This is a genomic window from Robertmurraya dakarensis (genome assembly GCF_900156875.1).
In the GTDB taxonomy this organism is placed as follows: domain Bacteria; phylum Bacillota; class Bacilli; order Bacillales; family Cytobacillaceae; genus Robertmurraya; species Robertmurraya dakarensis.
This window is the reverse complement of the sequence record NZ_LT707408.1, coordinates 1,643,130-1,661,427: the sequence shown is the minus strand read 5'-3', so window position 1 is coordinate 1,661,427 and position 18,298 is coordinate 1,643,130. Positions and strand designations below refer to the sequence as shown.

18 protein-coding genes are annotated in these 18,298 nt (G+C 38.3%); 7 read left to right on the top strand and 11 right to left on the bottom strand.

Annotated features, from left to right (window positions below):
• Positions 1-10 precede the first annotated feature (10 nt).
• The 3 genes from CZ487_RS09120 to CZ487_RS09110 form a co-directional block, all read right to left on the bottom strand.
• Positions 11-1,372: a cytochrome ubiquinol oxidase subunit I gene (locus tag CZ487_RS09120; RefSeq protein ID WP_077211793.1), complete on the bottom strand. Its 1,362-nt coding sequence runs from the start codon at positions 1,370-1,372 to the stop codon at positions 11-13.
• 180 nt (positions 1,373-1,552) lie between these two features.
• On the bottom strand, positions 1,553-2,089 hold the full coding sequence (locus CZ487_RS09115; protein WP_077211792.1) for a small multi-drug export protein: 537 nt from the start codon (positions 2,087-2,089) through the stop codon (positions 1,553-1,555).
• Positions 2,090-2,284: 195 nt separating this feature from the next.
• On the bottom strand, positions 2,285-3,514 hold the full coding sequence (locus CZ487_RS09110; protein WP_077211791.1) for an MFS transporter: 1,230 nt from the start codon (positions 3,512-3,514) through the stop codon (positions 2,285-2,287).
• 322 nt (positions 3,515-3,836) lie between these two features.
• On the opposite strand from CZ487_RS09110, the gene CZ487_RS09105 reads away from it, so the two are divergent.
• From CZ487_RS09105 to CZ487_RS09090, 4 genes are all read left to right on the top strand, one after another.
• Positions 3,837-4,775, top strand: coding sequence for an HD-GYP domain-containing protein (locus CZ487_RS09105; RefSeq protein WP_077211790.1), 939 nt, complete (start codon positions 3,837-3,839; stop codon positions 4,773-4,775).
• 323 nt (positions 4,776-5,098) lie between these two features.
• On the top strand, positions 5,099-5,935 hold the full coding sequence (locus CZ487_RS09100; RefSeq protein ID WP_077211789.1) for an RMD1 family protein: 837 nt from the start codon (positions 5,099-5,101) through the stop codon (positions 5,933-5,935).
• 194 nt (positions 5,936-6,129) lie between these two features.
• Positions 6,130-6,645: a LemA family protein gene (locus tag CZ487_RS09095; protein WP_419865713.1), complete on the top strand. Its 516-nt coding sequence runs from the start codon at positions 6,130-6,132 to the stop codon at positions 6,643-6,645.
• Positions 6,645-7,421: a TPM domain-containing protein gene (locus CZ487_RS09090; RefSeq protein ID WP_077211787.1), complete on the top strand. Its 777-nt coding sequence runs from the start codon at positions 6,645-6,647 to the stop codon at positions 7,419-7,421. Before CZ487_RS09095 ends, CZ487_RS09090 begins: the two co-directional genes overlap by 1 nt.
• Before the next feature lie 111 nt (positions 7,422-7,532).
• Here the strand turns inward: CZ487_RS09090 and CZ487_RS09085 are convergent, their stop codons facing one another.
• A complete protein-coding gene (locus tag CZ487_RS09085) occupies positions 7,533-8,867 on the bottom strand; it encodes an NAD-dependent malic enzyme (RefSeq protein ID WP_077211786.1) in 1,335 nt (444 codons plus the stop codon).
• A 512-nt stretch (positions 8,868-9,379) separates the two neighbouring features.
• On the opposite strand from CZ487_RS09085, the gene CZ487_RS09080 reads away from it, so the two are divergent.
• Positions 9,380-10,021, top strand: coding sequence for a cell wall hydrolase (locus CZ487_RS09080; RefSeq protein WP_077211785.1), 642 nt, complete (start codon positions 9,380-9,382; stop codon positions 10,019-10,021).
• 394 nt (positions 10,022-10,415) lie between these two features.
• On the top strand, positions 10,416-10,595 hold the full coding sequence (locus CZ487_RS09075) for an aspartyl-phosphate phosphatase Spo0E family protein (protein WP_077211784.1): 180 nt from the start codon (positions 10,416-10,418) through the stop codon (positions 10,593-10,595).
• Between the two features lie 326 nt (positions 10,596-10,921).
• On the opposite strand, the gene CZ487_RS09070 is transcribed toward CZ487_RS09075, so the two are convergent.
• The 4 genes from CZ487_RS09070 to CZ487_RS26550 all read right to left on the bottom strand — a co-directional run bounded on the left by CZ487_RS09070 (position 10,922) and on the right by CZ487_RS26550 (position 13,907).
• A complete protein-coding gene (locus tag CZ487_RS09070; protein ID WP_077211783.1) occupies positions 10,922-12,067 on the bottom strand; it encodes a PstS family phosphate ABC transporter substrate-binding protein in 1,146 nt (381 codons plus the stop codon).
• Between the two features lie 66 nt (positions 12,068-12,133).
• On the bottom strand, positions 12,134-13,381 hold the full coding sequence (locus tag CZ487_RS09065) for a serpin family protein (RefSeq protein ID WP_077211782.1): 1,248 nt from the start codon (positions 13,379-13,381) through the stop codon (positions 12,134-12,136).
• A gap of 130 nt (positions 13,382-13,511) precedes the next feature.
• Positions 13,512-13,658, bottom strand: coding sequence for a hypothetical protein (locus tag CZ487_RS27080; protein ID WP_202617805.1), 147 nt, complete (start codon positions 13,656-13,658; stop codon positions 13,512-13,514).
• An 81-nt stretch (positions 13,659-13,739) separates the two neighbouring features.
• Entirely contained in the window at positions 13,740-13,907 is a 168-nt protein-coding gene (locus tag CZ487_RS26550; RefSeq protein WP_154676016.1) for a hypothetical protein, read from the bottom strand.
• Between the two features lie 222 nt (positions 13,908-14,129).
• On the opposite strand from CZ487_RS26550, the gene CZ487_RS09060 reads away from it, so the two are divergent.
• Positions 14,130-14,531, top strand: coding sequence for a cytochrome-c oxidase (locus CZ487_RS09060; protein WP_077211781.1), 402 nt, complete (start codon positions 14,130-14,132; stop codon positions 14,529-14,531).
• A 23-nt stretch (positions 14,532-14,554) separates the two neighbouring features.
• Here CZ487_RS09060 and CZ487_RS09055 read toward each other — a convergent pair whose 3' ends face one another.
• The 3 genes from CZ487_RS09055 to CZ487_RS09045 form a co-directional block, all read right to left on the bottom strand.
• The gene (locus CZ487_RS09055; protein WP_077211780.1) at positions 14,555-15,511 is read right to left on the bottom strand and encodes a DUF6282 family protein; all 957 of its coding nucleotides are present in this window, start codon (positions 15,509-15,511) and stop codon (positions 14,555-14,557) included.
• A gap of 101 nt (positions 15,512-15,612) precedes the next feature.
• A complete protein-coding gene (locus CZ487_RS09050; protein WP_161949607.1) occupies positions 15,613-16,743 on the bottom strand; it encodes an acyl-CoA dehydrogenase family protein in 1,131 nt (376 codons plus the stop codon).
• Positions 16,744-16,785: 42 nt separating this feature from the next.
• Complete coding sequence (locus CZ487_RS09045; protein WP_077211778.1) at positions 16,786-18,288, bottom strand: class I adenylate-forming enzyme family protein; 1,503 nt, start codon at positions 18,286-18,288, stop codon at positions 16,786-16,788.
• Between the last annotated feature and the right edge of the window lie 10 nt (positions 18,289-18,298).

Sequence of the window (18,298 nt, the reverse complement as noted above, 5' to 3'; positions counted from 1 at the left end):
CGAAAGCCCCCTAAGAGTTAGAACTAAATAATTGAACATTTTTGTCTTCCGCCCGTCTAATATCATCCAAGACCGTATTTTTCTTAAAGTAATAAAGTAAGACCAACACAACAGCAATCGCGAGGATAATGTAAACCGTTATAAATAAAATAAATAACAAGCCAAGGTCAGTCGCAGTAGTAGCGGCTTGCGCAGTTGAAAGAATACGATAGATTACCCAAGGCTGGCGTCCAGTACATGCAAAAATCCAACCGAATTCAATCGCAGCAACAGCTAACGGTCCCGAAGTGATCAATAACCATAAAAACCATTTTGGAAAACGATCTTTTTTTAGTAACTTTTTCCATACAATCCCAGCAAACGCAATCAAAATCAATAAAGACCCAATCAAGACCATTGCATTAAATAACGTATGTATGAACAAAGGCGGCCACCATTCCTCAGGGAAATCGTTCAAGCCGACAACAACCGTATCAAAGCTGTTTCCAGCAAGGAAACTCAAGGCCCAAGGAATCTCAATTCCCCATTTCACCGATTCCGTTTCGCGGTCGGTAAATCCACCAATAGCTAGCGGAGCATGAGATTGTGTTTCAAATAACCCTTCCGCAGCTGCGAGTTTTTCTGGTTGGTATTCATGTAAATATTGAGCAGCTGTGTGTCCGTTTAACGCTGTTGCAAAAGCAGCAATGCCCCCAACAACTAGACTAATCATCAAAGCTTTTTGATGAAACTGATACAATCTCGAGCCGTACTCATTGCGAAGCATTTTTACCGCAGCCACACTCGCAACAACGAACGCCCCTGTTACATAAGCGGATAAGGCGACATGGCCAGCCGTTACGAAAAAGCTAGCATTGAAGAAAGCAGCCCATGGATTAACATCCACAATGTTGCCGTCTTCAATCCGGAAACCGGCCGGTGTTCCTTGAAACGCATGAACATTGGTAATTAGCACAGCCGATGCAAGCGCTCCCAAAGCCACTAAAATCAAGCTGACAATCCGCATCCACGGAGCAATTCGTTCCGCCGCATATACGTAGATGGACATAAATAAGGCTTCAATAAAAAAAGCATAAATTTCAATTTGAAACGGCAGCGGCATAACTCGACCAATCACTTCCATAAAGCCCGGCCATAATAACGATAATTGCGTACCAGCAATTGTTCCTGTAGGAATCCCAACTCCTAATAACACGGCAAACGCTTTCGTCCAGCGTTTGGCCATCACCACATATTCTAAATCCTTTGTTTTTTGATAAAGGAGCTCTGCTGTCAAAATCATCAGGGGAAGTCCAACCCCAATGGTCGCAAAAATAATATGAAAGGCCATTGTAGTCCCAAACAGGGAACGGGCAATCAATAAATCATCCATATGTGTTCCGTCCTTTCAGGAAACTTTTCCTTTCATATAATTTCCAATAAGGAGATGGTTATGTAGGCTTTTAAAGAAAGACCCTAATTCCTTGCTATACACAAAAAAGCACAGTGCACCTGCTTGAGGTGACTGTGCTCGGAAATTATTGGTCAAATAAGGGAGTGATAACAGACTTTATTAATTAAATATCCGGATGAGGAAGCCATTTTCCTCAACGTTAGGATAGAAAAAGGAAACTCCATAACTTGCTGCAACAGCAGATACAATCGTCCATAACACTAAACTGACAATCATCCACACAGTCACCAAGGTTCTCTTAGCACTAAAGCTCATGGCCATAAAAGCAGAAATATGTGAGCCCACAAAAAATGGCCCGATAATCGTTAATCCAGGCAATCCATATTTTTCAAATAGTTCTCTTGCCCGTTTTTCTTTCTTAGTTTCCGGTTCCACCACAACCTCTTCTGATTCCAAATGGTTATCACCATCGCGGACAATCACTGCGGCTTTTTTCTGTTTTTTTGCTTTCCTCCATAACTTAATTCGATCAATGAAAACAATTAGCAGAAGTACTGTTAGTAAATTCCCTAAAAACCCTAAAATGGAAACTGGAACAGGAGAAAGTCCACCAATAATGGCTAATGGTACAACAGCAATGAGTTCAAATAACGGAATAGCAGCTAACACAAACACGAGTAAATACGAGACAAACATTGTTTCCCCACTTTCTTTTTCAGTTAAGAACCTTTCTCACTATCATAAACTAACTTTGTATATTAATATATGGTTCATGAGAACTTTTTAAAAATCTCAACATTAAGACAAGTCATCTTCGGTACATTCCTTTTGAAAAATAACTGAGAGCTGTTAAGAATTTTAACTCCTCACCAGCTCTCACCTTGATTCAATTCATTTAACTTTTTGCAATTGTCCTTCTTTATTAATAACTCTTATATTAAGTAACTTTTTGTACCTCAAATAAACATAGCAAGCTGCGAAAAAACCTATAGCTGAAAGAACACCATCGAACACAAATATAATCGAAATCGCCCCTCTTTTCGCCATGGCGCCAGTCACGATCGGCATCAGAATGGCTGCAATTCCTGAAGCAGTTGCTAAAATTCCCGTTACTGTGCCTTTGCGCTGCCAAAATAGTTCAGACATAACCGTAATCGCTAGTTGAAAAACTCCAGCTGTTGAAAAACCAATAAAAAAGGCTGTGACTGCAGTAACGATCGGTACTTTTATGGTCAAAATTATAACAATCGATGCCAAAGTAATCATCGGATAAATTATCATAACTGTAATCGGACGCAGAAATTTGTTTAACAAAAAAGACAGCACTAAAACCGAAATAAGTCCGCCGACACTATAATAGCTCAATAACTTTAACGAATCGTTTACCGCCATCCCCACTACCTCTTGACCAAAGGTTGGCATCCAAATTTGTGAAACAGTAAACAAACCTGTCGAAGTAAATCCAATTAACACTAATGCTAGACCTTCCTTGAAGAATATCGGTTTTGTATGAAATTTCCGGTCCTGAGAGTTATCCCGGCTATTAACTTTTTGCATATTTCGATGATCTGGGAAGGAAACAGTGAATAGTAAGATCATATTTACTAAGAAAATCACTGCAGGTACAAAAAACGCATATCCAAAATACATATTATTATTTGAGAAATACAAAATCATGACTGGCAGCAATGTTGCCCCAGCAGATATAAAAGCCTTTACTAAAACATTAGCAGACCCTGCCGACTTCGGGAACATTTCTGTCAAACCAGGGTATGAACTAGCATCCATTGCTGAATTGCCTATTCCTGCAATTAAGGCAAATACGAATGCAAATTCATAGCTTGGAGATAGCGGCGTCCCAATTAAGAAGACAGCCATTGCGATTGTGGAAAAAATGACTAATGGTTTTCTCCCAATTTTGTCTGATAATATACCCGACAACGCATAAGACAACAGCTTTCCGACCCCGATCGCGGAAATTATAAAGCTGATTCCTGCTGCATCTGTATCCCATTGCTCTGTTAAATATGACATATTGGAAGCCAGCATAATATTAACCATTCCAAGCAGGAAGTAATTGATATATACAGCACTCGCTGTTTTCATGTATGAATTTTTCATTGTATGCCCCTAACAAAATGATGATCATTATTATTTTACTTTCAATAATATCACTTTTTTGTGATTGACAACATTGTATTCTTAAATTTCATGTCTCTTGATTATAATAAACCTTTTCATCGGGTGCCAGAAAGCCATAATGTATTACAGCATTACCTTAATTTCACAATAAAAACTATAACATCCAGACTATCTGAGATCTCATCTACGGTGAAAAAACTCATTAATATCGATCTATTTGCTAAAACTAACAGGAAAAAGGGCTGCTCCGTCCGCGTGTGCAGATGGCTCCTATCTTATAGAAACAAATGGAGGAGAAATAATGCTGAACACCCTTCAGAGATGGTTTTATCATCCTAAATACTTTCGATACATGTTTTTTATTCTATTCTTGTTAAGCATTACGATTAATGGAATTATTCTTAAGAAAGACGGAAGTTCCTACATACTCTACATATTTTGTGCCATATTTCTAGGTCTTGGCTTCTATAACCTTTCCCCTTGGGTTATAGCAGTTCTTGCCTTTATGATCGTCGTCTCTAGATTCATGCTGATTCCAGAACCCGCTTCAGGTGCAGGAATATTTATCGCATATTTGTTCACTTATCTATTAATAACATTTATCACTGTTGGCTTAATGAAAAACCTGCAGAAAGTGAGAGAGGACTCTATCGAATTCACTAGAGCCCTTGCAAAAGCGTTAGATTCTAGGGATGCTTACACAATGCACCATTCCGAGAACGTTGCAACATTTTCTGCTGCTATCGCAAAAAAGATGAATCTATCAAATGAATTATGCGAAATTATTCACATCGGAGGTTTACTGCATGATATTGGGAAAATTGGGATTCCTGAAGAGATATTAAACAAACCAGGTAAATTAACAAACGAGGAATATAATATCATCAAAACTCATCCAACAATCGGCTACGATATCGTTAAGCATATTTCTACTTTCAAGGAAAACGGAATACACGACATTGTTTTATACCATCATGAAAGATACGACGGGAAAGGATACCCTAACGGTTTAAAAGGAGAAAAAATCCCCCTCTTAAGCCGCATTGTAGCTGTTGCTGATGCCTTCGATGCAATGTCCTCCATGAGAGTTTATCGAAAGGAACTAGAACTAGACCATATCCTCAATGAAATTCGTAGAAATAAAGGTACCCAGTTCGACCCTCACATTGTTGATGTATTTTTAAGCCTTTTTGAGACCAAAAACGAGAAGCGTTCGGAAGTACTTATCAGGAAAGAATAAGGAACAACTACTGCAAGCCAAATAAAAGCCGTTCCCAAAAATTCCAGGGTTTTCTACCAACAAAAAAGAAAAGGTTATAGGAATCCCTCTCCAATACCTTTTCTCACAAATAGCAGCCTATAAAGCATCTAATAGATGTGCAACGAACCTTCCTAGCATCCTTAAAAACCAATATAAAATTCTAAACGGTAATAAAATTAGCTCTGGAATCCAAGATAGTGTATCAAAAATAAAATCTAGTAATCCATAATTGTTCAAGCATGTTTTAGTAAAAAATAGAATAAAATCAAAGAAAAACTATTTTTTAGAAAGAGCTGAGATAAATGGAACCTATTACTTTTAAAGCCTTTGCAATAACAAATGAAATTGATTTGAACAAAATTGCTAATGATTGCGGCATCCCTAAAAAATTCACTTGGGAAGAACCATTAATCTTGAAAGGCGCCATCCTAGCTTCCATTCTTAATCATAATGTAAGAGAAATGCAGCAAGTATTGATTTTTTCTTTTGGTAGTATCGTATTCATTAATGCTGCCGGTGAAGATGAGATAAGAGGATTCTTAAGATATATCCGCTCATTTGAACCTGATGTTAATCTAGTACAAGCAGATCGATATACGGATGATTACAGTCTCCACATTATAGATAACGAAGATATTGAGTTAAATGATGAATTTGTAGTCGTACCAGAATTTGAAGACTTTTACCCCGAACTGATTTCTACTGTGCTTGCAAAATCTGTTGCCCTACAAAAAACAGAAGACCAGCTTAGTATCATCCACGATAAGCTGGAAAATATGATAGATCGATTGGAAAAAGGGAAGCTTAGGATAGGAAACAAGGAATTAGCGAGAACAACGGCGAAAATTGTCCGCCACGAATATAATACCATTGCCTATATCATGATACTAGATAAACCTGATATAACATGGACAAGCAGCACTGCTGGGGAATTTTACGATAGCATGGTGGAGTTTTTTGAATTAACAGACCGCTATAAAATCTTAAAAAATAAAACCGAAATTCTTTATAACATCATGGACGGATTTTCTAACATCAGCCATTCCATTCGGGGGCTCTTCGTCGAATGGGTTATTGTTCTTCTGATCCTCTTCGAAATTGTCCTGACCCTTTTAGAGTTTGCTGGCGTAATCCCTTAACAACGTTGAACAAAGATGTGAAACAGCCAAACAAAGCAATTTGTTTGGCTGTTTCTTGTTATTTAGAGTTTTAAGCACAATCATCTATAACTTTTCATCAGTGAATACATAATAATGTGAAAGGAGTGATTTACTTGAGAAAAGGGTTAGTGGTCCTGGCCATTTTAGGCGTGGTAGTAATCGGTGCATTGCTAATGGTTATACCTAGCTATAACAACTTTGTTACTTTAGAGGAAAATGTGGATCAATCATATTCTCAAATCGAGAATCAGTTGCAAAGACGACTCGACTTGATCCCGAACCTTGTTAATACCGTTAAGGGGTATGCTTCACATGAAGAGGAGGTCCTCACTGATATTGCCGATGCACGAGCGAGGCTCGCAGGTGCAAATTCACCGGAAGAAGAAGCAACAGCAAACGCTGAATTGACTGGAGCATTAAGCCGCCTTCTTGTAGTTGTTGAAAACTACCCTAATCTGAAAGCAGATCAGCAGTTTACACAGCTAATGGATGAATTATCAGGTACGGAAAATCGGATCTCTGTTGCCCGCAAGGATTACAACGACCAGGTCGCTGAATATAACAAAAGAGTGAAGCGATTTCCAGGTGTAATCATCGCCAACATAACAGGATTTGATGAAAAAGAATATTTTGAGGCAGACCCAAGTGCACAAACAGCGCCCGAAGTTAACTTTGGAGGCAATGACTAATGAGAATGCTTAGGATTTTCTGCATAATGTGTATGTTCTGCGTCTCTTACCTTATTATTGGAACAGCATTTGCTGAAAATCCCCAAATCCCAGCTCCAGTCGGAGATATTTATATCCAAGATTTCGCAGATGTACTAACAGAACAGGAAGAAGCCGAAATTAGAAGGATTGGGAGAAGCATTGAGGATCAGACCTCTGCACAAATTGCAGTATTAACAGTTGAATCAATTGGTGATGCAACAGTTGAGGAATACGCTAATGAAGCGTTTCGTCAATATGGGATCGGCCGTTATCAAGAAGATAACGGCGTATTAATGGTCATTGGTATGAACCCCTCACCCGGTATGACAAAAAAACCATTGCGAATTGAAGTGGGATATGGATTGGAAGGTCGGCTCCCCGATGGAAAAGTTGGCCGTATCCTCGATCAAGTTACACTTCCATACTTGAAATTAGAACAGCCAAACATGGCGGTTTTGGAAACTTATAAAATTTTAGCTAAAGAAGTACTAGCCGAGTATGGAATTGAAGGAGGACAACAATCAGTCCAGCCATATGCAGAAGTCCACACAGAAAATGAAGGGCCTGGCATTCCCTTATGGTTATTGTTTATCATCATTGTCGTTGTTGTATTTCTTGATTTCAAATTTTTTGGCGGATTTCTCACTCATATTCTTCTGTCCATCTTGGCACGCGGAGGCGGCCGTGGCGGCGGTGGATATAGAGGAGGAGGCGGGGGCTCTTCAGGGGGCGGGGGTGCAAGCCGCGGATGGTAACCCACATTAAAATGTTGAAACCGCTTGGAAAAAGCATTTACGTTCCAAGCGGTTTTTGTTTGTTCTAATACGATTTTGTTATTTCCTCCACTTCATAATGAGGAGGTTACATTAGTTTCTAATTTTTTCTAATGCCATTCTTACCGCAACATTTTCAACTTCTTGTGCCACCATTTTATGTACGTTAGGATCTAGCGGGTGTGGAACTAAATCCCCTTCTTTTGTACAAGCAGCAATCGTTTCTGCCGCCGTAACCAGCATTTGATAATTAATTTCCTTCGCCTGGGCATTTAAAGCTCCTCTAAAAATCCCTGGAAAACCGAGGACATTATTAACAATACGTCCATCCGCAGCAAAGGCAGCTCCGGCTTCAAGAGCATCTTCTCTCTCAATTTCCGGCTTAGGATTAGAAAGTGCAAGGATGACCTGACCTTGTTGTACCCATTCTTTTTTGATAAGCCCCGGAACACCAGTTGTGGAGATGACAATATCACTGCCTTCCATCAGTTCTTCAAGACTATCAATTGGTTGACCACCATAATGCTTCAAGAGTTCTTTTGCTTTAGTTGATTTGTCAGCACCCAGCATTGTTTTCACACCATAGGCCATTAACAAGCGGCTTATCGCTAACCCTGCTGCTCCAAGCCCAATTTGCCCAACCCTTGCTTCTTTTAAATCCACCCCAGCACTTTTACATGCAGAAATTGCTGCTGCTAATGTGACCACAGCAGTACCATGCTGATCATCATGCATAACCGGGATATCCAGTTCCTTCATAAGACGTTCTTCCACTTCAAAACAATGTGGAGATCCAATGTCCTCCAAAAGAATACCGCTGAATCCTACAGAAATGTTTTTCACGGTTTGAACAATTTCATCCGGATCTTTTGTGTTCAATAGTATCGGAACACCACTAATTCCAGCAAATTGATCAAATAGAGCAGCCTTCCCCTCCATTACGGGCATTCCCGCAACAGGCCCAATATCTCCAAGACCAAGAATGGCCGTGCCATCTGTAACAATAGCTACTGAATTGCCAATACTCGTATATATCCTTGCTTTTGATGGATCCTCCTCTATGGCCCGACAGACATTGGCTACCCCTGGGGTATATACTCGCCTTAAGTCTGCCAATGACCGAATCGGCATTTTGCTCGTCATGTGAATTTTCCCGCCTGTATGTGCAAGAAGTGCATCATCAGAAACGGTACGAACCTTAAATCCATCTCCTAAATCGTTAATATCATCTATCAATCCCGTCAGCTTTGATTCATTCTCCACGTTCACTGTAATATTCCTCAAAGTAGAAGCTGGTCCTACCTGTACCGTTTCAATTTCTCCAATATCTCCGCCTGCAAGACCAATAGTCGTTGCTAATTTTCCCAGACTTCCCGGAACTGAGGGTATTTCTATCATCAAAGTACGAATTAAATTCTTATGACCCATAGATGGTTGCCTCCTTTGAAATAATTTAGCCCTTCAATCTTCTTAGTCAATTAATCCTAATCTACTCATCAGAATAAGAGGTATTAATTGAGATTAGATTTCCACTTCTTTTAGTATAATGTTTTTTTCTATTATTTAGTATAGTATCACCCTTCACAATGGAATGATCAATCTCTTTGTAACATTCTACAAATAACAACTCCCATCCACTTATTATTTCCAAATATTATTAAGGTTGTACTTGAATAGAAGTAATAAACTTAATCAGCATTTTAAAAATAGTTTTATTTAGACTAATTTAATTAGTACTTTATGAGAGTATTGGGTATAATTACCTCTACTCTATAAATATTGGACGTAATATGACAAAAATCAAGGATAAATGTCACATTTCTATCGTCCCTGTAATGTTTTTCATTAAACTACAATGAAATGTAACGGAATCGTTCTGTAAAATAAGGACAGGGTCGTGTTAGTGTTAATACCATACGAGGTTACAGGAGGTAGCATCTATGAAAAACACTAACATGAAAAAACTAATTGTAGCTTGTGTAGCCGCAATTTCATTTATAGGGTTACAAAATCAAACGTTTGCGGAAACTACAGAAGTTCCAGAAGTTAAAGACGATAATATAGTAGATACGGAGCAGGTTAAAAGTGAGACGAACACTATTGAAGAACAGCTTCAGTTACCTGAAGAAGAGGTATCGCTATCATTACATGCCTCAAAGCCAATAGAAGGTATTGCCAGCAAGACGACTATATCTTTACAAAAACCAATAGAGGTTTCAAATAAAGAAAAAGATCTATTAGCTCGTTTAGTAGAAGCAGAAGCAAAAGGTGAATCTTACGCAGGTAAAGTTGCGGTTGCTGCAGTAGTATTAAACAGAGTAGAGTCATCAGAATTCCCAGACAATGTGACAGATGTAGTTCATGAGGTAGTCGGCAATGCGTATGCTTTTTCACCTGTACAAAATGGTGAAATTAACAAACCTGCTTCAGCAAATTCGAAAAAAGCAGTACAAGATGCTTTAACGAGAAAAGATGACTTAAACGGTTCTATCTATTTCTATAATCCAGAAATTGCAACAGATAATTGGATTCGCACCCGTGAAGTTGTGAAAAAAATCGACAATCATGTATTTGCGATTTAATAATAAATCATAAAATATTGTTACAGCTCAAAAGACTTTATGCACAGTTTTGACATAAACTTGTACATAAAGTCTTTTGAGCATTTTGCTTTTGAATTAAATTACTGAACTGTTTCATTTTAAAACAAAAAAGATATTCCAAAGAAATACTTTTTTATAATCACAATCCAGAACGAGACATTTCTCTCGTAAATAATGTAATTTTTTTAGAATCTTTGTCGAAAGTATTCAATTTTCCATCAAAAATGTAGATACTATATAGTAGTGTTAACAATTAACATTACAAAATAGACTTTTTCAAAGAAGAAAGGGGACCATTTAAGTACATAAAATAAAATTTCCTAAATTCCCGTAACTATAATAATATTTTGTAAAACATTTAGGAGCAGAAAAAATGAAAGTAGATCTAGATTGCCTCGATTTAAACAAAGATATTAAAGATCTTAGAAACCAAATGATTGATTCAGGATTAACAAAAGGGTTATCACATCCAGAAACCATCAAATACAGTCAGAAACTTGACCAGCTAATTAACATACATCAGAAATTCAACCAACAAGAAATTAACCCCTAAAGCCCCTTTCATAGTTCAAGTCTTAAGCTTTCCATATTCTAACTGTTATGAATTAATCAAAAATATCAAATATCAACAGACGCTTACTAACTTTCCAAAGGCAGGACTATTCTCAAGATGAGACGATAAGCCTGCCTTATTTTAAATAAAAAAAAAGCCAGCTAGCATAACTAGCTGACTTCTTATATATAATTTATTGTCTTACCAACCTTACCTTAGATTATATAGAAGAAATATTACTATGAAATAATAGTAATCTTAATAAAGGTATCATTTTTGTTTCGCATAATAGGATTTTTGAAATATTTGATATAAACAGCCCGCGATTAGTTTAGCGGCACATATCCCGTCTGATCTACAATCCACTGGCCTTGTTCAGACTGTATCCAATCAATAAAAGAGTCAATATGAGGATTCTTACTGCCCGCTGTTATACAATAAAATTGATCGACAATTGGATAGGATTCGTTTTGAATATTCTCCTTTGAAGGCAAAACACCTTCAATCGCAATATTTTTTACTTCCCCATTATTTACCATTTCCTGCGAAAAGTGCCTAAAAGAAAACCCAATCGCATTTGTTCTGTTCCGATAATTAGTCGTTTCTTTTATAATACCTCCCATCGCCGATACAATATCCTTTGAAGGAGGCTCCATTAACGGAATTCCGTTCATCACACTAAGTAGAGCCGTTTGACTGCCGCTGCCATCAGGGCGCTGAAATGCACGAATTTCTTCATTATTTCCACCAACTTCTTTCCAGTTCGTGATTTCACCCGAGTAGATTCCTTGTATTTGGTTTATTGTTAGTTCCTCAACGGGATTTTTTTGATGTACGAAAAAGACAAAGGCTTCCCGGCCGATCGGGGTCAGTTTTAAGGAAACTCCTTGCTTCTCAGCCATTCTCATTTGCATTGCAGAAGGATGTGCCATGAAAACCATGTCCACCTCACCTCTTAGGAGACGTTCATATGCATAACTGGTCTGACTAGAGACGACTTCCCCATCATAAAGGGGATACTCTTTCTCCGGATATACTGCTTGTGCAAAAGCCGAATAAACAGGGTACAATGCGGTTGCACCATCTAACATTGGTAAATTGTCTTGTATTTTGAATGATGATGGCTCCTCGAGTACAACCGCTTTTGTCTTTTCTACAAATGGCATGTACTCTGACAAATCGACATCTTGTGTACTTACAACCTCAAGACTCTCTAAATAAGCTTGATATCCCTCATAAACAACGACAGATAAAATACATAAAGAAAAGAAAACAATTCCAAACATTTTCGTTACTTTATTTTTCCATTTCCCATAGATTCCTAGAATGATCATCACTATTAGCCCTGCTGTGACGGTTGGAACAAAAGGCACATAAAACCCAGCATCTCTAGTAAGCGAGGCAATCACTGTCGCTACAAAGCCTATAAAACCAAACACAATCACAAGGACAATTACACCAACTATTCTCATCTCTAGCTCCCTCTCTTCTATTTTTAAACCTGCTCTTTATCATCTCCTACTTGGATTTAAAGATAATCATAATTCCTGCGGATTAGAGATTGAACCCAGGAAAAGTATTGTGCCAGTTAGATTGTCTGTGATACTTATGAAAAACGGACGATTTACTTCCATATAAAATGGCCTATTTGCTGGCGCTGATTCTGTTACCATTTCGACTGATGTTACTGCAGCCGCTTCAGTACCCTTTTCATTTACATCAATATATGTTTTTTGTTTTACTGAATTTATCCATAACGGACCGCTTTCTTCCACCATTTTCGTGAAATCGGCTGTCTTTTTAAAAGCAGTCGGCATCCCCAGCCCCTTAAGTGTTTCATTTAACAACACTTCATATTGCAGCTTAAATTTAGGGAGCATTACTGTACCCTCTTCTTCACGAAAGTCCTCGTTCCATTTTTCCCAATTACTATTTGTCATCATCTTTTCAAACTCAGCTAGACTAGTATTTTCTTTTGGAAGGTATACGTTCATGCTCATTTCTTCATCCCCATAAGGAAGTGAAACAGCTTGAAAATGTTCGGTTTCCAAATAAGGCAAATTCTCTTTAAGTGACATTAATGGTACTTCCTTTGCAGTCCCGTCATTCAAATAGAAAGTTCTATCCTTTGTTTGCTTTTTATCAAATTCAAATTTCCAATCTCCATTGAAATAGATGGCGTTTATCAGCAGCGCCACTAAATCTGGATTCAATGGACTTTCCACAATCTCTTCTATTTTATTGTTGGTCGATTTTTTAACCCAGTCATTGATCATTTCAGCAGACTTGGAGTCAAAAATATCGATTTCCTCTATCTCTGCATTAAAATAATCTTGTGTATTCTGAGAGAATTCAGGCTGAAAATGAAAATCTTCGTTTATCCAGATCGAGTTTGCGATCCTAATTTGAACGCTCTTAGAATTTTGATAGAGGCTGGTTATCAATGAAGCGTTAGCCTTGTTTAACTCCGTTGTATCGATCCCCTTTATCTTAAGGACTTCGGAGATTTCTTCCTTGGTTGTTCCATCCGCTCCATTATAGACCATCGACAAAGCCATGAATAAACTTGCAGGAGAAATAAATATGTTTCCGTTTTGATCTCTCTCGGCTATTGATAGTAAGTCTAGACCTAATTGATTATTGGCTGAGACCACTTTCTGATAATCTTTTTTTCCAAAATCAACATCGCTAGAAATCACAGAATCTGATGGAGTTCCCAAACCACAACCCACAGCTGTCAGTATAAAACTAAAAAAGATAAGTGAGAATATTATTTTTTTCAACATAGTCACCCCCTGCTATATTAGACTGTATACACACAGAAAGGTTACAGATTGCAACTATTTGAAAGCTCACCCCAGTATTCATGCACGCTAAAGAACATAAAAAACAGCCAAGGAAATCTTGGCTGTCATTTTAACGATTTTTTCTGGATGAATTCACTCCAACATTATCGTTTGGAGAGTCACCCGTTCCATTTTTACTCTTACTGTTTGGGGTTCCATAAATTTGATTATCTTTTGTCACTTTAGCCCCTTCTAGGAAATCATCTTTTGTTTTCATGATGTATTCACTCCTCCAATCTAAATTTTAAGTCCATCTTGTAATTTACTGTGGGGATAAGGGTCTGCCCCATGAAATCCTTTACCTAATTCTACCGGTAATCCCGTCATCCCCCATAATGGTCTCACCAATCTTTGGCTGTGTCACAGCTTTTGTTTTCGTCTCTTCCTTCTTATATCCTGCTTCTGTTGTACCAGTAGACATTAGTGGCTGCTTCAAAAGTTCATCATCTTTCTTATTAGTTGACATCTACGCCCTCCTTTCTACCTCCCATATTATCTGTTAAATAAACAGGATACATTCCATTTAAAAAGCACGCATTCTTTGGTGAATATATGGCGGTCAACATTCTAACCCCGCGTGAGTTGTCTACCCTTTATTACATTAAAATTTATAGTATTAGGTAATAGTTACCAATGGGACTTTATATACTTTTACAGATAGAAAATTGTAAATATTGGAGGTGAATCAATGAGATTAGGTATCCTCTTTCTTAAAATTGCAGTCATTTACTTTCTTATTGGCGTGGTAATGGGATTATCGATGGAAATTTTAGGGGACCACAGGCTATCTGGTGCACATGCTCACATTAACCTTGTTGGATGGGCTTCAATGGCTTTATTTGGCGTAGTGTATGTGTTATTCCCAAAAAGTGGAGAGACCATGTTAGCAAAACTCCATTTTTGGCTGCACAATATCTCGTTCCCATTATTTATGCTAGGTTTATCCTTCCTGCTTGTGGGCAATACCTCTTTAATGTTCCTTCTAATGATCTTTCCTAACGTCCTCGTCCTAGGTGTGCTATTATTTGTCATTAATGTGTTTAAGAACGTCAAGGCAGGAAATGTTAATCAGTCCATTCAAAAAAACTAAATAAAAAATTGTAAGAAACTAGGTCACTTCACCCTTCTACTAACTATAGAAGGGCTTTCCTTTTTTAGTAAGGATAAATGACTGGGATTTAATAACCACCTTGACGAACGTAACCCTAATAAGCTTTTTGGATTAACCTGTAACATCCTTGTCACTTGGTTCTCCTTCATTCCTTCTAACAGCAGTTTCTCCACGAATGTATTTAAACCATAAACAGGTGCTTCGTTGTGAGGCTGGCCAAAATCGGTGACTAGAATACAGGACTCAAAACCTATGGTGTCAATCGTCCTCTTCATATCCTCAATGGTTAAATCTTGAAAATCATTGCTGCATGCCAATAAACACTTTTCGATCATGCAGCCCTGTGAAGCAAAAAACTGTTGATCACTAAGCGGGATTTTAGAAATTCCCATATCTGCATGCTGAATAACAATTTTTTCAACACCTGCTTTTTTCGCAGCCTCAACAACCGCATGCTGTTCCTTTAAAGACAAGTGTCCTGTCGCTAAAACAGCATCATATTCTTTAATTAATCTGAGGATTTCTTCCACCTCAGGAAGTAGACGACCCTCTTTCTCAATTGAAACAACAGACTGAGATAACAGCGGACTTCCATTAAATAACTGTGTAGCTTTATTTTTAAAATAATCCTGGTGCTGACGAGCAGAAATCGTTGGAAACCATACAACCTTGCCGCCCATTATCAAAGAGGCTTCAACTACATACGGGTTAAGTCCACCAACATGCTGATTTAAAACAATTCCGCCAAATACATTCACGGAAGGCTCCTTTTCTCTTAACAGGTAAGCACGTTCAACCGTGGATGATTCATGACTTTTTAAAACAAAACCACCCATTTTTGCCTTTTTCGCGTCTTCAAGGAGCTCCCAATCTCTTTGCTTGCGACTGAAAATGCTAGGATAACTGTGAACATGAAATTCATAAGCTCCCTCTAAGAGAGGGTGAAAATTATTTTTCATAGGGACCACCTTTATGAAAGAATTGCGGACAGCTAGATTCTCCATAACACCGAATTATCGAAGAGAAATAAGTCAACTGTCCGTCCATTTAATGTGAGAATCTAATTCTTTATAGCCGGAGTATGTTTTGCCCAATTTTTTCTTATTTCTTTTCCAATCGTATTCTTAAGAATTTCATTGCTTCCTCCAGCAATTTCATAGGCTTTTGCATCCCGTAAATAACGGCCAAATGGTGCATTAACCGTTGTTCCATATGCTCCGCATGCCTGAATGGCTTGACCAGCAACCCGGGTGGCCGTTTCACCAGCAAACAGCTTAGCCTGACTTGATTCAGAGATCGCCGCATCCCCTTGGTCATGAAGGGTAGCTGCTTGATGGGTCAACAATCTCGCCGCATTTATATCTGTCAGCATATTGGCATACATCCACTGAATCCCTTGAAAATCAAACACATCTTGATCAAATGCCTGCCGTTTCATGACCCAAGCAAGACTATCCTCATAAGCAGCCCGTGCAATCCCAACACTGATCGCTGCGGCCAATGTCCGGCTATTATTCAATGTTGTCACCGCTTGTTTGATTCCTTTCCCCTCCACTCCAATTAAACAATATTCGGGAATTTCTACATTTTCGAGATAGACATCGTAGTGCGGACCATTTCGAAGACCTATCGTTTGTGAATAATCACCTACCACTGTTCTAACGCCTGGGAGATCTTTTTCAACGAAGAACGTAGTGACGCCAACATCCGTTTCCGCTAGGATAATAAATACATCCGCAGCTGAAGCACTTGTAATAAAAGACTTTGCGCCATTAATTACCCATTTATCACCTTTTTTTACTGCTTTCGTGTCCAAACTGCGAATATCTGAACCTCGTTTTGATTCTGTTAACGCATAGGACGCAATCAACCCATTCTTAAACTCTTTTAACACCTTATCTTTCAAAGTATCAGTACCATATAAATGGAGAATGGTTTGAGCCTGAAAAATCGTAATCAGTGAAATCCCCGTTGACGCACATCCTCTAGCGACTTCTTCAAAAATAAGACAAGCTTCAAGTTTTGAACCATTCTGACCTCCATATTTTTCAGGCAATGTCCAGGAATTATAGCCTCGTTCTGCCATCTTCTTAATGATGTCTGTGGGATAGACATCATCCTTGTCTCGCTGATCGGCCGTCGGGGAAATATAATCTTGAACAAATTCTCTTAATTCATCTCTAAATTCCATCTGACTCTCCGATAAATACAATGGACTCATCCTCTCATGTAATTAGTTAGATTGCTTGATATCGATCACCTGATCTTCTAAAACCTTCAGTTTGTGTTTTTCAATTTTCTCTGTAGCTGTTTTTGGAAAAGCATCCATTCTTTCAAAATACCTTGGCATCATGATCTCAGGTAAATGTTCTTTTCCCCATTGGACCAATTTCTCTATAGAAAATTCCTTTTCTTCCATAACCAAGCATAGCTTAATTTCTTCCCCGGCTATTTCATCAGAAATCCCAACCGCAGCAGCCTCTTTCACTACGTCCAATTTTTGAAAAACTTCCTCTATATAAGTCGGCGAAATGTTTTCTCCTTTTTTTCGAATAATATCTTTCTTTCTGCCTTCAAAATAGAAGAAACCCTCTTGATCAAACCAGCCTATATCACCCGTATGGAACCAAAGATTTGAAAATACTTCGACTGTTTTTCCAGGTTCATTATAATAGCCATCGAATATCACATTTGGCTGGTTTGGACGAATAGCGATCTCCCCTTTTACATTTGCGCCACAAACTTCATCTTGTTCATTTAAAATGGCTACTTGTACACAATCTCTAGTTATACCGACACTTCCCATTTTGTATTTGCTGACGGAATTGATCGTAACAAAGCCTCCTGTTTCCGACATACCGTATAGTTCATGTATTTTTAGTCCACATTTTGCAGTTAACTGTTCCCACGTCTCTTTCGGTGCCCCACCGCCAACCCCTTTAATCTGATGTTGAAGGGGAGCTTGAAACGGCATTGTTTTTAACAGGATAGAAAGAACGGTTCCAACATATGTAAAAGTAGTGAATTCTTGTTGTTGTGCTTTCTTCCAAAACTCGCTCGCGGAAAACCTCTCATCAATTAGGAGAGTGTTTCCTGCAATTAATGCAGACATGATTCCATAAAACTGTGGATTCGCATGAAACAGAGGTAAAAATAAGTAGGTAACATCGTCCTTTGAAATATTCAAGGCACTGGAGATATCTCTTCCCGCCGCTAAATAGGCACTCTGCGTATTCATAACCCCTTTCGGCCTGCTTGTCGTTCCAGAAGTATAGATAATACTAAAAAGATCATCTTGATTCACATCGGTTGGGAGAAGATCAGCATCTTGAATATGTCTTACAAGGTCAACAATCTCTCCATTATCAATGACGATTTTCTTTACAGATTCCGATGTTTCAAACATCTCCACATCTCGATGGCATATCACAAGAGAACTTTCACTTTGCCCAACCATATACGATAATAAATCTGCTTTGAAATGCGGATTCATCGGGACAACCACTCCCCCTGCCCTCGCAATCGCAAAAAACAACAAAAGAAAATCAATCTGATTAGGAAGAATGATGCTTATATGGGCGCCCTTTTTAATGTCATAATCTCTTAATAACCAGGCAGCCGTTTGATTTACCAATCTATTAAACTCTCGAAATGTGTAGGTAGCCTCCCCAATTTTAATAAAAGGACGATGAGGATGTTCAACTGCTTGTTTTTGTAACATTTCCCCAATTAACATAACGAACCTC